The organism is Prauserella flavalba, assembly GCF_003202235.1.
Taxonomy (GTDB): domain Bacteria; phylum Actinomycetota; class Actinomycetes; order Mycobacteriales; family Pseudonocardiaceae; genus Prauserella_A; species Prauserella_A flavalba.
The window spans coordinates 334,153-347,943 of record NZ_MASU01000007.1 but is presented as its reverse complement, the minus strand read 5'-3'; the positions used below and the strand labels follow the sequence as shown (position 1 = coordinate 347,943).

The 13,791-nt window shown below is 72.2% G+C and carries 12 protein-coding genes; 9 read left to right on the top strand and 3 right to left on the bottom strand.

All coding sequences use genetic code 11. The annotated features are described in order from the left end of the window. The first annotated feature begins 53 nt into the window (after positions 1–53). From BA062_RS20155 to BA062_RS20135, 5 genes are all read left to right on the top strand, one after another. The gene (locus BA062_RS20155; protein WP_110338960.1) at positions 54–1,619 is read left to right on the top strand and encodes an AMP-binding protein; all 1,566 of its coding nucleotides are present in this window, start codon (positions 54–56) and stop codon (positions 1,617–1,619) included. Next, complete coding sequence (locus BA062_RS20150; protein WP_110338958.1) at positions 1,609–2,373, top strand: enoyl-CoA hydratase/isomerase family protein; 765 nt, start codon at positions 1,609–1,611, stop codon at positions 2,371–2,373. The genes BA062_RS20155 and BA062_RS20150 overlap by 11 nt, the downstream gene beginning before the upstream one ends. Before the next feature lie 75 nt (positions 2,374–2,448). Further along, positions 2,449–3,384: an AraC-like ligand-binding domain-containing protein gene (locus BA062_RS20145; RefSeq protein WP_245959913.1), complete on the top strand. Its 936-nt coding sequence runs from the start codon at positions 2,449–2,451 to the stop codon at positions 3,382–3,384. Positions 3,385–3,549: 165 nt separating this feature from the next. Further along, entirely contained in the window at positions 3,550–5,004 is a 1,455-nt protein-coding gene (gene styD, locus BA062_RS20140) for a phenylacetaldehyde dehydrogenase StyD (protein WP_110338954.1), read from the top strand. 30 nt (positions 5,005–5,034) lie between these two features. Next, entirely contained in the window at positions 5,035–6,159 is a 1,125-nt protein-coding gene (locus BA062_RS20135) for an NDMA-dependent alcohol dehydrogenase (protein WP_110338952.1), read from the top strand. 127 nt (positions 6,160–6,286) lie between these two features. Here the strand turns inward: BA062_RS20135 and BA062_RS20130 are convergent, their stop codons facing one another. Next, positions 6,287–6,904 (bottom strand): TetR/AcrR family transcriptional regulator, encoded by a 618-nt coding sequence (locus BA062_RS20130; RefSeq protein WP_110338950.1) that lies wholly within the window; start codon positions 6,902–6,904, stop codon positions 6,287–6,289. A 22-nt stretch (positions 6,905–6,926) separates the two neighbouring features. Further along, positions 6,927–8,273 carry a phenylacetate--CoA ligase PaaK gene (gene paaK, locus BA062_RS20125; RefSeq protein ID WP_110338948.1) on the bottom strand — a complete coding sequence of 449 codons (1,347 nt, stop codon included), beginning with the start codon at positions 8,271–8,273 and terminating at the stop codon, positions 6,927–6,929. 135 nt (positions 8,274–8,408) lie between these two features. On the opposite strand from paaK, the gene BA062_RS20120 reads away from it, so the two are divergent. Continuing rightward, the gene (locus BA062_RS20120) at positions 8,409–9,629 is read left to right on the top strand and encodes a thiolase family protein (RefSeq protein ID WP_110338946.1); all 1,221 of its coding nucleotides are present in this window, start codon (positions 8,409–8,411) and stop codon (positions 9,627–9,629) included. Positions 9,630–9,677: 48 nt separating this feature from the next. Here BA062_RS20120 and BA062_RS20115 read toward each other — a convergent pair whose 3' ends face one another. After that, positions 9,678–10,463: an enoyl-CoA hydratase/isomerase family protein gene (locus BA062_RS20115; RefSeq protein ID WP_110338944.1), complete on the bottom strand. Its 786-nt coding sequence runs from the start codon at positions 10,461–10,463 to the stop codon at positions 9,678–9,680. A 55-nt stretch (positions 10,464–10,518) separates the two neighbouring features. Here BA062_RS20115 and paaZ point away from each other — a divergent pair, with 55 nt between their 5' ends. Genes paaZ through paaB form a run of 3 tightly spaced genes read left to right on the top strand, consistent with a single transcriptional unit; the run spans position 10,519 to position 13,780 of the window. Then, complete coding sequence (paaZ, locus tag BA062_RS20110) at positions 10,519–12,567, top strand: phenylacetic acid degradation bifunctional protein PaaZ (RefSeq protein WP_110338942.1); 2,049 nt, start codon at positions 10,519–10,521, stop codon at positions 12,565–12,567. After that, on the top strand, positions 12,564–13,499 hold the full coding sequence (gene paaA / locus BA062_RS20105) for a 1,2-phenylacetyl-CoA epoxidase subunit PaaA (RefSeq protein WP_110338941.1): 936 nt from the start codon (positions 12,564–12,566) through the stop codon (positions 13,497–13,499). The genes paaZ and paaA overlap by 4 nt, the downstream gene beginning before the upstream one ends. Next, entirely contained in the window at positions 13,496–13,780 is a 285-nt protein-coding gene (paaB, locus tag BA062_RS20100; protein WP_110338939.1) for a 1,2-phenylacetyl-CoA epoxidase subunit PaaB, read from the top strand. Before paaA ends, paaB begins: the two co-directional genes overlap by 4 nt. The last annotated feature ends 11 nt before the right edge of the window (positions 13,781–13,791 follow it).

Genomic DNA, 13,791 nt, shown 5'->3' with positions numbered 1-13,791 from the left:
AAATCCATTGCTATGGTAATCATTAATAGCGTCGGATAAAGGGGTCCGGGAACGTGACGACAGCGCAGGCGCTCGGCGACTGGCTGGGGCAGGCCGCCGCGCGGGCCCCGGAACACGCGACGGCACTGGTGGACGGGCGGCGGATCGGTTACCGCGAGCTGGACGCCGCCACCGACCGGGCCGCCGCCGGGTTCGCCGCGCTGGGACTGAGGCCGGGCGAGCGCGTGTGCGTGGTGATGCGCAGCGGCACCGAGACGCTGCGGGTGTGGTTCGGCCTGGCGAAGGCGGGGCTCGTCGAGGTGCCCATCACCCCGGCCGCCGGGGCCTACCTGATGCGCTACTACCTCGAACACGCGGGCGCGTCGGCGGTGGTGTGCGACGCGGAGTTCGAACCGCTCGTGCGTGACTGCGCCGAGGGCATCGCGTCGCTGCGGCACCTGATCGTCCACGGCGAGGGCGCCCAGGCGTCACCGGGGGGCCTCGCGCTGCACCGGCTCGCCGACGTCCTCGCCCATCCGGCCGGTGCGCTGCCGCCCGTGGACCCCGCGAGCGCGGCGGTGATCCTCTACACCTCCGGCACCACGGGTCCGCCGAAGGGCGTACTGCTGAGCCATCGCGCCAACGTCAACCTCGCGCGGCACACCGTGAACCTGATGGGCTACACCGCCGCCGACCGGCTCTACAGCGTCTTCCCGCTCTTCCACAGCAACGCGCGGTTCTGCAGCGTCATGGCCTCGATCGAGGCCGGGGCCGACCTCGTGCTGGACCGGCGGTTCTCGGCGAGCCGGTTCTGGGACACCTGCCGCGAGCACGGCATCACGGCGTTCAACTACCAGGGAGCGATGCTCAGCATCCTCCACAAGCGACCACCCCGCGCCGACGACGCCGAGAACCCCGTGCGGGCCGCGTTCGGGGCGCCGTGCCCGCCGGAGATCTTCGAAGCGTTCGAACGGCGCTTCGGGCTCACGCTCACCGAGATCTACGGCAGCACCGAGGTCTCGATCGTCACCGACATGCCGCCGCAGCGGCGCCGGATCTCCACGGCGGGCACCGCGTCGGCCAACTACCAGGTCGCCGTGGTCGACGAGCACGACGAACCCGTGCCCGCGGGCGTGCCAGGCGAGATCGTGGCGCGGCCGGTCAAGCCGGGCTGGATGTTCGACGGCTACCACGCGATGCCCGAGGAGACCGTGCGCAGCTGGCGCAACCTGTGGTTCCACACCGGGGACCGCGGCTACCTCGACGACGACGGCTACCTCGTGTTCCTCGACCGGCTCAAGGACACCATCCGCAGGCGCGGGGAGAACGTCTCGTCGTGGGAGGTGGAGCGCGTGGTGGCCACCCATCCGGCCGTGGCGCAGGTCGCCGCGTACGGGGTGCCGTCCGAACTGTCCGAAGAGGACGTGATGGTCGCGGTGGTGCCTTCGGCGGACGGGTTCGACCCGGCCACGCTCATCACCCACTGCTCCGGCGCGCTGACCGGCTTCGCGCTGCCCCGCTACGTGCGCGTGGTCGCGGAGCTGCCGATGACGCCGAGCCAGCGCGTGGAGAAGTACAAGCTGCGCGCGGAAGGCGTCACGCCGGACACGTGGGACCGGGAGGCCGCCGATGACGCCTGAGCTGAGCCGCTTCACCGCCGAGAAGCCGGAACCCGGCGTACTGCTGCTGACGATGTGCCGCCCGGAGAAGCTCAACGCGATGGACCGCACGTGGTTCGCCGAACTGCGTGCGGTGATGGACGGCCTCGGCGACGCGGACGACGCCAGGGCCGTGGTGCTCACGGGATCGGGCCGGGCCTTCTCCGCGGGCGGCGACATCGACATGTTCGCCGATCTCGACGGCGACGTCCGGCGGACCCGGCCGCACCTGCGCGACGTGTACGCCGCGTTCCATGCCGTCGAGCGGTGCGCCGTTCCGGTGGTCGCGGCGGTGAACGGGCTCGCCTACGGCGGCGGCACCGAGCTGGCGCTCGCGTGCGACATCGTGCTTGCCGGACGGTCCGCCAGGTTCGCGTTCAAGGAGCCGACCGTGGGGCTCATGCCCGGCTACGGCATCGTCCGTGGTCCCGACGTGATCGGCAGGCACTGGACCCGCTACCTCGCGCTCACCGGACGGGATCTCGGCGCGGAGCGTGCCGCACGGGCGGGGCTGGTGCAGGAGGTGCACCCCGACGAGTCGCTGGTGGACGCCGCCGTCGGGCTGGCCGCCGAGATCGCAGCGCACCCGGCACTCGCCGTGCAGGTCGGCAAGGCGTTCGTCAACCGGGATACGGGTGGCGGGTTCAGCGAGTCCGTGGACTCCACGGCCCTGCTGTTCGACACGGTCGAGCACCGCGAGGCCGTCCGCGCGTTCCGCGCCGCCCGGGGCAGGTGACGCGGCCCACCACGTCGTCGTACCATGACACTTCCCGACCACACGGTCAGTAATTGGGCCGGGAAGGAGGCCGACGTGGGCGCGCTCCCCGACGCACCGACGAGCCTGACGGACTGGCGGGAGGCGCTCGCGCGCGCGTTCGTGCCGCTGGACGTCTCGCCACTGGGCGAGGCCACGGCCTTCCGAGGGCGGCTGCACGCCGGGCCGATGGCCGACCTGCAGGTCTCCGTCGTGTCCTCGTCAGGGCAGGTCGTCCGGCGCACGCCGGGCCTGGTGCGCCGCAGCGCCGCCGACCTCTACAAGGTGGGGCTGCAGCTGCGCGGCCGCGGCACCGTGGAGCAGGACGGCAGGTCCGCCCGGCTCGAACCCGGTGACCTGGCCGTCTACGACACCACCCGGCCCTACGAGCTCGTGTTCCAACACGATTTCGAGATGCTCGTCCTCGTGGTGCCCCGGCACCGGCTCGCCGTTCGCGCGCCCGCGCTGGCCGACGCGACCGCGGTGACCATCCCGGGCGCGAGCGGCACGGGCGCGCTGACGTCGTCGCTGCTGCGCGGCCTCGACCCGAGGACCCTTCGTCCCGGCCCCGAGGCCGCGCACCTGAGCGACGCGGCCGTCGACCTGCTCGCGGCCTGCCTCACCGGCTGCGCTGGCGTCCGCCCCGAACCCGCGGCCGACACCGTCGTCACGGCGGCGCAGCGCTACATCGACGAGCACCTCCGCGAGCCCGGCCTGCGGCCTGCCGACGTCGCCGCGGCGGTGCACGTGTCGCTGCGGCACCTCCAGAAGCTGTTCGAACGGCGCGGCACCACGATCACCGGCTGGATCCGCGAGCGCAGGCTCGACCGCTGCTGGCACGACCTCGCCGACCCCCGGCTCGCGCACCGCCCGGTCGCCGCCGTCGCCGCGTCCTGGGGGCTGGTCGACGCCCCGCAGTTCAGCCGTGTGTTCCGCGCCCGCTACGGCCGCACACCACGGGAGCACCGGGCCGAGCTGACCGCCGCGAGCTGACGGATGCAGTGAAGGCCACCTTCACTGCGTTGGGCGCTGACGGGTTCGCCGCATCCGCACAAGAGCCGTGCGCGTACGCACAAGACGTGTGGTCACCGCCGCGCGCATGCTCGGCACCGGCGTCCCGTCCGGGCCGCGGTCAGCGCAGATCGGCAAGGAGAACCCGTGACCAGCACCGACACCCTTCCCCAGCGGTTGTTCGTGGCAGGCGAGTGGCGAGACGGGGGCGGCGGCACGTTCGCCGACCTCAACCCGGCCACCGAGGAGAAGCTCGCCGACGTCGCCGCCGCCTCGGCCGAGGACGTCGACGCCGCGGTCGCCGCCGCCCGCGCCCAGCTCTCCGGCGAGTGGGCCGCGCTGCCCGGTTCGCAGCGGGGCAGGATCCTGCACCGCGTCGCCGAGCTCATCGAGCGCGACGCCGGCACGCTGGCCCGGCTGGAGGCCATGGACGTCGGCAAGCCGCTCGCGCAGCCGTCGATGCTGGACATCCCCAACGCGGCGCGCACGTTCCGCCACTTCGCGGGGTGGGCCGACAAGATCACCGGGCAGGTCGTGCCCACCGACGGCTACCTGGGCAGGCCGACCCACTCCTACACCCGCCGCGAGCCGGTGGGCGTCATCGGCGCGATCATCCCGTGGAACACGCCGCTGATGATCGCCGCGTGGAAGCTCGCGCCCGCGCTGGCGGCGGGCAACACCGTGGTCGTCAAGCCGCCAGAGGACGCGCCGCTGTCGATCCTGCACCTGGCGACACTGCTGCAGGAGGCGGGTCTTCCCGACGGCGTGGTGAGCGTGCTGCCCGGCCTCGGACCCGTCGCGGGTCAGGCGCTGGTGGACCACCCGGGCGTCGACAAGATCAGCTTCACGGGCAGCCCCGAGGTGGGCCGCGCGATCGCGATGGCCGCGGCGTCGTCGTTCAAGCGGATCACGCTGGAGCTGGGCGGCAAGTCGCCGCAGATCATCCTGCCCGACGCCGACCTCGACGCCGCCGTCGCCGGCACCGCGATGGGCCTGTTCTTCAACCAGGGCGAGGTCTGCGCGGCGGGCACGCGTGTGCTGGTGCACCGGTCTCGTTACGCCGACGTGGTGGAGGCGCTGGCGGCCGCCGCCGCGCAGCAGGTGCTCGGCGACCCGCTCGACCCGGCGACCACGATGGGCGCGCTGGTCAACCGCAAGCAGCAGGAGCGCGTACTCGGCTACATCGAGAAGGGCCGCTCGGAGGGCGCCAGGATCGTCGCGGGCGGCGGCCGCCCCGAGGGCGCCGGCTTCTTCGTGCAGCCCACGATCTTCGCCGACGTGGACAACGACATGACGATCGCGCGCGAGGAGATCTTCGGCCCGGTCGGCTCCGTGATCCCCTTCGACGAGCCCGAGGAGGCCATCCGGATCGCCAACGACACCAGCTACGGCCTCGCCGCGACCCTGTGGACCAGGGACGTCGCCGCCGCGCACACGCTCGCCGCCCAGGTGCGCGCCGGTGCGGTCGGCGTCAACGGCTGGGCGCCGATCGACGCCGCCCTGCCCTGGGGCGGCATGAAGACCAGCGGCATCGGCCGCGAGCTCGGCTGGAGCGGCATCCTCGCCAACACCGAGGAAAAGGTCGTCACGGTCGTCCTCTGAGGACCCATTCAGCTCAAGGAGGAGCGAAACATGCCCATCACCACCCGTGTCTCACTGGTGCGCGGAGCGCCCGGCACCTACGAGACCGCCACCGTGGAGCTCGACGACCCGCGCCAGGGCGAGGTCACCGTCAAGCTCGCCGCGTCGGGGCTGTGCCACTCGGACGACCACGTCGCCACCGGTGACGTGCCCGTCGCCGTCTACCCGTACGCCGGCGGCCACGAGGGCGCCGGCGTGATCACGGCCGTCGGCCCGGACACCCCCGGCTACGAGGTCGGCGACCACGTGGTCTTCTCGTTCCTGCCGGCGTGCGGCAAGTGCGAGTTCTGCGCACAGGGGCTGTCCAACCTGTGCGACCTCGGCGCGTCGCTGCTGACCGGTGCCCGCGCGGACGACCCCACCAGTTTCCGGATGACCGAGAACGGCAACCCCGTGGGCCAGCAGTGCGGTATCTCGACCTTCGCGGAGTACACCACCGCGTCGGTCGACTCCGTGGTCAAGATCGGCAAGGACATCCCGCTCAAGGCGGCGGCGCTCGTCGGCTGCGGGGTGCCGACCGGGTGGGGTTCCGCGGTCAACTCGGCGAACATCCGGCCGGGAGCCACCGTGATCGTCATGGGCATCGGCGGCATCGGTGCCAACGCGCTGCAGGGCGCCGTCCACGCCGGAGCGACCACCGTCATCGCAGTGGACCCGGTGCCGTTCAAGCAGGAGCAGGCCAAGCTGTTCGGTGCCACGCACGCCTACGCGACGATCGAGGAGGCCGCCGACTTCGCCCGCTCGCTCACCAACGGCCAGGGCGCCGACGCCACGATCGTGACGATCGGCGTGGTCAAGGGCGAGCACGTCGGCGAGGCGCTCGCGTCGATCCGCAAGGCGGGCACGGTCGTCCTCACCGGACTCGGCGACATCACCGCGGCGGGCGCGCCCATCGCGCTCGGTGACCTGACCCTGATGCAGAAGCGGTTGCAGGGCTCGCTGTTCGGCGAGTCCAACCCGCGGCACGACATCCCGAACCTGCTGCGCATGTACCGGGCGGGGCAGCTGAAGCTCGACGAGCTGGTGACCCGCGAGTACACACTGGACCAGGTGGCGCAGGCGTACGAGGACATGCACGCCGGCCGCAACATCCGCGGCCTGGTCGTCTTCGACTAGCCGACCGCAGTGAAGGCCACCTTGCCTGCGCCCGCCCATCTCCCACCACCACCCAAACGGGGACGCTGCGCGCCGCTGTGTTGATTCAACGCAGTGAAGGTGGCCTTCACTGCGGCTGGGTAGGGGTTCAGGCCTCGGGGCGGACGCGGAGGCCGTCGAAGGCGACCGTGGCCACCATGTCGGCCAGCTCGGGCGCACGCAGGCCACCCCGGGGCCGGTACCACTCGATGAGCGAGTTGACCATGCCGAACAGCAGGCGGGCGGCCGTGGCGGGGTCGACGTCGGCGCGCAGGTCGCCGTCGGCGATGGCCTTGCCCGCCAGGTCGGTGACGATGTGGTCGAACTCGCGCCTGCGCGCGAGCGCGTCACGCTCCACCTTGGTGTTCCCGCGCACGCGCAGCAGCAGCGTGACGAACGGCAGCTGGTCCGCCAGCACCGCCACGCTGCCCCGCACCAGGTGTTCGAGGCGGTCGATCGCCCGCCCCTCCACGGTGTCCAGTTTGTCCACCTCGGCGAACAGGCCGTCCAGCGCACGGTTCACGGCCAGCCGCAGCAGTTCCTGCTTGCTGGGCACGTGGTGGTAGATCGCGGACTTGGTGATGCCGAGCTTGCGGGAGAGGTCCTCCATGCTCGTGCCGTCGTAGCCGCGCTCGTTGAACAGCTTGACCGCCACCGCCAGCAAGGACTCGAGGTCGTAGCCCGGCCTGCCGCGCTTGGCGGGCCGGTTCGGCGAGGTGTCGGTCATGGTCGCATTATCCCAGGTCCGCTCAGGCGGGCGGTCGCTGGTCGACCACCCGGCGCAGTTTGCCCACCGACCGTTCGAGGGTCTCCGGGTCGACCACCTCCACGCCGACGCTCACGCCGACGCCGTCCTTGACCCTGGCCGCGATCTCGCGGGCGGCGTCCGCGCGGCGCTCGCCGGTCGTGTCGCCGTGTGCCTCCACCACGACGGTCAGGTGGTCCATGCGGTCGCGGCGGGTGAGCCGGATCTGGAAGTGCGGCGCGAGCCCCGTCGTGCCGAGCACGATCTCCTCGATCTGGGTCGGGAACACGTTGACACCGCGCAGGATGATCATGTCGTCGCTGCGGCCGGTGACCTTGTCCATGCGCCGGAACGCCGGGCGCGCGGTGCCGGGCCGCAGCGTCGTGAGGTCACGGGTGCGGTAGCGGATGATCGGCAGCGCCTGCTTGGTGAGCGAGGTGAACAGCAGCTCGCCGTTCTGGCCGTCGGGCAGCACGGTGCCGTCGACCGGGTCCACCACCTCGGGGTAGAAGTGGTCTTCCCAGATGTGCAGGCCGTCCTTGGTCTCCGTGCACTCCTGTGCCACGCCGGGACCCATCACTTCGGACAGCCCGTAGATGTCCACGGCGTCGAGGTCCATGCGTTCCTCGATCTCGCGGCGCATCTGCTCGGTCCACGGCTCGGCGCCGAAGATGCCGACACGCAGGGAGCTCGTGCGCGGGTCGATGCCCTGGCGCTCGAACTCGTCCAGCAGCGTGAGCATGTACGACGGCGTCACCATGATGATCTCGGGCCGGAAGTCGGTGATGATCTGCACCTGCCGCGCGGTCATGCCGCCCGACGCGGGAATCGCGGTGCAGCCGAGTTTCTCGACGCCGTAGTGGGCGCCCAGCCCGCCCGTGAACAGCCCGTAGCCGTAGGCCACGTGCACCTTGTGGCCCGGCCGGCCGCCCGCGGCGAAGATCGAGCGGGCCATCACCGTGGCCCAGGTGTCGATGTCGTCCTCGGTGTAGCCGACGACGGTGGGCTTGCCGGTGGTGCCGCTGGAGGCGTGGATGCGCCGCACCCGTTCCTGCGGCACGGCGAACATGCCGAAGGGGTAGTTGTCACGCAGGTCGTGCTTGGTGGTGCAGGGGAACCTCGCGAGGTCGGCCAGCTCCCGGCAGTCGGACGGATGCACACCGGCCTCGTCGAACTTCCTGCGGTAGAACGGCACGTTCTCGTACGCGTGGCGGAGTGTCCACTGCAGACGCTCGAGCTGGGTCGCGCGCAGCTCGTCGACGCTCGTCCGCTCGGCGGGCGACAGGTCGTCGGCGGCGGGGGCCGCGCCCAGTCGCCGGGCGCTCGGCACTTCGCTGTGCGTGGTGGTCATGCTCCGGGAACTCCTCCGCGTGGCGGTGTGACCCCGGACTCCGGTGGCCGCGCCGCCTTGCTAACTGACCGAATGGACGGTTATTAATGTGGCCCAGTAAAAGCCAGCGCGTGAGCGGATGTCAAGAGGAGAGCCATGTCCGAGGTTTTCGTGGTCGACGGAGTCCGTACGGCACAGGGCCGGTACGGCGGCGCGCTCGCCGGGGTGCGGCCCGACGACCTCGCCGGCCGCGTCGTGGGGGAGGCGGTGCGGCGGGCCGGGGTCGACGGCGAGGCCGTTGACGAGGTGATCCTCGGCGCCGCCAACCAGGCCGGGGAGGACAACCGCAACGTCGCCCGCATGGCCGTGCTGCTGGCCGGCCTGCCCGACGAGGTCCCCGGCTACACCGTCAACCGGCTGTGCGCGAGCGGGCTCACCGCCGTGGCCACCGCGGCGGCGACGATCCGCGCGGGTGAGGCCGACGTCGTGGTGGCGGGCGGTGTCGAGTCGATGACGCGCGCGCCGTGGGTGATGGCCAAGCCGGGTACGCCGTGGGCGCGCCCGGGCGAGGTGGCCGACACGTCGCTGGGCTGGCGTTTCACCAACCCGGAGTTCGCCGCCCACGACCGCGCGGTCGCGCCGGGCGCGGGTCCGGACGTGCGGAAGGTGACCCCGCCGATGGGGGAGACGGCCGAGGAGGTCGCCCAGCTCGACGGGCTCACGCGGCAGGAGTGCGACGAGTTCGCCCTGCGCAGCCACCAGCGGGCCGTCGCGGCGATCGACGCCGGCCGCTTCGCGCCCGAGATCGTGCCCGTCCCGGTGCGCGACGGTGAGTTCGCCGTCGACGAGGGCCCCCGGCGCGGGACCACGCTGGAGAAGCTCGGCGCGCTGCGCCCGGTGTTCCGCAAGGACGGGATCGTCACGGCCGGGTCCTCCTCGCCGCTGTCCGACGGCGCCGCCGCGCTCGTGCTCGCCGGCGAGGAGGCCGTGCGCCGCTACGGGCTGACGCCGAGGGCCCGCGTGGTCGCCGGGGCCAGCGCGGGCGTCGCGCCCCACCTGATGGGCCTCGGCCCGGTGCCCGCCACCGAGAAGCTTCTGCGCCGTACCGGGCTCGGCGTCGACGACCTCGACGCCGTCGAGCTGAACGAGGCGTTCGCCGCGCAGAGCCTCGCCGTGCTCCGGCGGCTGAAGCTCGACGAGGAGCGCGTCAACACCGACGGCGGCGCGATCGCACTGGGGCACCCGCTCGGCTGCTCCGGCGCCCGCCTCGTGGTCACCCTGCTCGGCAGGCTCGAGCGCGAGCAGGGCAGGCGCGGGCTCGCCACGCTGTGCGTCGGCGTCGGCCAGGGCGTCGCGCTGCTCGTCGAGCGAGTTTAGGCCGCGTCTGACAACCCCGTTGCACGGCAGAGGATTGTCCGATACGGCCTAACGTCCCGCGAAGGTCGGCTTCTCCTTGGCGAGGAACGCCTCGACGGCACCGCGGTGGTCGGCGGTCAGGCCCAGCCGGGCCTGTGCCGCCCCCTCCGTGGCGAGCACGTCGGCGAGCGGGAACGCCGCAGCCAGCGCGCGCTTGGCCTCGGCGTAGGCCAGGGTCGGGCCCCCGGCGAGGCGGGCGGCGAGCCTGTCCGCCTCGCCCGGCAGCTCGGCGGCGGGCACCACGCGGCCCGCGATGCCCCACTCACGCGCCTGCTCGGCGGTGAACGGCTCGGCCAGCAGGATCAGCTCGCTGGCCCTCGCCACGCCGACGGCACGCGCCAGCGTGGCGGACAGGCCCGAGTCGGGGGCCAGCCCGATGCCGGTGAAGGCCGTGCCGAAGCGGGCGGTGTCGGCCACGACGCGCACGTCGCACGCGAGCGCGAAACCGAGCCCGGCGCCCACGCACGTGCCGTTGACGGCGGCGACCACGGGCTTCGGCATGGTCGCGAGCGCGGTCACGATCGGGTTGTAGTGCTCGTCGATGGTCGCGAAGGCGGTCGCCGGGTCCTCGCGCAGCGCCTCCGCGTGCTCGGCGAGGTCCTGCCCGACGCAGAACGCCTTGCCGGTTCCGGTGAGCACCACGGCCCGCACGGCATCGTCGGTGGCGAGGCCCTCGAGTGCCTCGCGCAGCGCGGCCTTGCCGCGCGCGGTCAGTGCCGGGGTGCGCAGGGTGACCGTGCCCACCGGGTGCTCGGTTTCGACGCGAACTTCGGTGTTCCTGCTTTCGTCAGCCATGCGAGCACGCTACCATCACTTCCTGAACGTTCGGTTGGTAATTCGAGGAGGCTCGATGGGTGAGCACGCGACGGCGCTGTTGCGCAGCTACGTGAGCGGCGGGTGGCACGCCCCGTCAGGGGACGGTGCGCCGCTGCACGACGCGGTGACCGGCGAGGAGGTCGCCCGCATCTCCTCGGAGGGCATCGACATGGGCGCCGCGCTGGAGCACGGCCGCCGGACGGGTGGCCCCGCGCTCCGCGAGCTGACGTTCCACCAGCGCGCGGCGCTGCTCAAGGCGCTCGGCGGGCACCTGCGCGAGCACCGCGACGAGCTCTACGCGCTCTCCGCCCGCACCGGCGCCACGCTCGGTGACTCGAAGTTCGACATCGACGGCGGCATCGGCGTGCTGCTGGCCTACGCGAGCAAGGGCCGCCGCGAGCTGCCCAACGACACCGTCTTCGTCGACGGCGCCGTCGAGCCGCTGAGCAAGGGCGGCACGTTCGCCGGCAGGCACATCGCGAGCCCGCTGCGGGGCGTCGCGGTGCAGATCAACGCCTTCAACTTCCCCGTGTGGGGGCCGCTGGAGAAGTTCGCGCCCGCGTTCCTCGCCGGGGTGCCGAGCCTGGTGAAGCCGGCCAGCCAGACGGCGTACCTCACGCAGCGGCTCGTCGAGCTGATCATCGACTCGGGCCTCCTGCCGGAGGGCACGCTGCAGCTCGTGTGCGGCGGCGCGGGCGACCTGCTCGACCACGTCACCGGCCAGGACCTCGTGTCGTTCACCGGCTCGGCCTCCACCGCGCAGCGGCTGCGCGCGCACCCCGCGATCGTGCGCCACTCTGTGCGGTTCAACGCCGAGGCCGACTCGCTCAACTGCTCGATCCTCGGCCCCGACGCGAAGCCGGGCACGGCCGAGTTCGACCTCTACGTCAAGCAGCTGGTCACCGAGATGACCGTGAAGGCCGGGCAGAAGTGCACCGCCATCCGGCGCGCGTTCGTCCCCGCCGAGCTGTTGGACGACGTCGCCGAGGCCGTCGGCGCGCGGCTGGCGAAGACCACCGTCGGCAACCCCGCGAGCGAGGGCGTGCGCATGGGCGCGCTCGCGAGCCTCGAACAGCGCGAGGAGGTTCGCCGCTCGCTCAAGGGCCTCAGTGAGGCGGGCCGGATCGTCTTCGGCGACCCCGACCACGTGGACGTGGTGGACGCCGACGCCGAGCTCGGTGCCTTCATTTCCCCGGTGCTGCTGCGCGCCGACGACCCCGACCGCGCGGAGCCGCACGAGGTCGAGGCGTTCGGACCCGTGTCGACGCTGATGCCCTACACCTCCACGGAACAGGTCGTCGAGCTGGCCGCGCGCGGCCAGGGCAGCCTCGCCGGGTCCGTGGTGACCGGCGACGCGGCGTTCGCGCGCGACGTGGTGCTCGGCGTCGCGCCGTGGCACGGCAGGCTGCTCGTGCTCGACGCCGACGACGCCAAGGAGTCCACCGGGCACGGCTCGCCGCTGCCCGCGCTCGTGCACGGCGGTCCGGGCCGCGCGGGCGGTGGCGAGGAGATGGGCGGCATCCGCGGCGTGCTGCACCACATGCAGCGCACCGCCGTGCAGGGCAGCCCGAAGGTCCTGTCGGCCGTCACCGGCCAGTGGGTCGCGGGCGCACCCCGGCAGGAGGGCGTCCACCCGTTCCGCAAGTCGCTGGCCGAGCTGCGCGTCGGCGACACCGTGGTGGCAGGCCCCCGTCGCGTGACGCCCGAGGACATCGCCCACTTCGCCGAGTTCACCGGCGACACCTTCTACGCCCACACCGACGAGGCCGCCGCCGCGGCCAACCCGCTGTTCGGCGGGATCGTGGCGCACGGCTACCTCGTGGTGTCGTTCGCGGCCGGCCTGTTCGTCTCGCCGGAGCCGGGGCCCGTGCTCGCCAACTACGGGCTCGAGAACCTGCGGTTCCTCACCCCCGTCAAGCCCGGCGACGAGCTGACCGTGACGCTGACCTGCAAACAGATCACCCCGCGCGAGAACGCCGACTACGGCGAGGTGCGCTGGGACACCGACGTCACCAACGCCGACGGCGAGTCGGTGGCGAAGTACGACGTGCTGACCCTGGTCGCCAAGGAGGCCACGCAGTGAGCCTGGAACTGAAGTTCGAGGAGACGATCGCCCACGACCAGCGGATCGAGCCGAGGGACTGGGTGCCCGACGCCTACCGCTCGACGATGGTGCGCATGATCGCGCAGCACGCGCACTCCGAGATCATCGGCATGCAGCCCGAGGGCAACTGGATCACGCGGGCGCCGTCGTTGCGCCGCAAGGCGATCCTGCTCGCCAAGGTGCAGGACGAGGCAGGGCACGGGCTGTACCTGTACTCCGCGGCCGAGACGCTGGGCGCCGACCGCGGCGAACTGACCGAGAAGCTCATCGCGGGGAAGCAGAAGTACTCCTCGATCTTCAACTACCCGACGCTGACCTTCGCCGACGTCGGCGTGATCGGCTGGCTCGTGGACGGCGCCGCCATCTGCAACCAGGTGCCGCTGTGCCGCTCCTCGTACGGGCCCTACGCGCGGGCGATGATCCGCATCTGCAAGGAGGAGTCGTTCCACCAGCGGCAGGGCTACGAGCTGCTGATGACGATGATGCGCGGCACCCCGGAGCAGCGGGAGATGGTGCAGGAGGCGGTGAACCGCTGGTGGTGGCCGTCGCTGATGATGTTCGGCCCGCCCGACGCCGACTCGTCGCACACGGCGCAGTCGATGGCGTGGAAGGTCAAGCGGCACACCAACGACGAGCTGCGCCAGCGGTTCGTGGACATGACGGTGCCGCAGGCCGAGGCGCTCGGCGTGACGCTGCCCGACCCCGAGCTGAAGTGGAACGCGGCGCGCGGGCACCACGACTTCGGCGAGATCGACTGGGCCGAGTTCAAGCAGGTCGTCTCCGGCAACGGGCCGTGCAACGCACAGCGCGTCGCGCACCGCAAGGCCGCGCACGACGACGGGGCCTGGGTGCGCGAGGCCGCGGCGGCACACGCCCGCAAGATCGACGAACGACAGAGGAGCGCCGCATGAGCAGCGATTGGCCGTTGTACGAGGTGTTCGTGCGGGGCAAGCGTGGCCTCAACCACGTGCACGTGGGCTCGCTGCACGCCGCCGACGACGAGATGGCGCTGCACCACGCGCGCGATCTCTACACGCGGCGCAACGAGGGCGTGAGCATCTGGGTGGTCAAAGCCGCCGACATCACCGCGTCCAGCCCGGACGAGAAGGACCCGTTCTTCGCGCCGAGCGGCGACAAGGTGTACCGCCACCCCACGTTCTACGACATTCCCGACAACGTTCCCCACATGTAAGGGATGTCCTG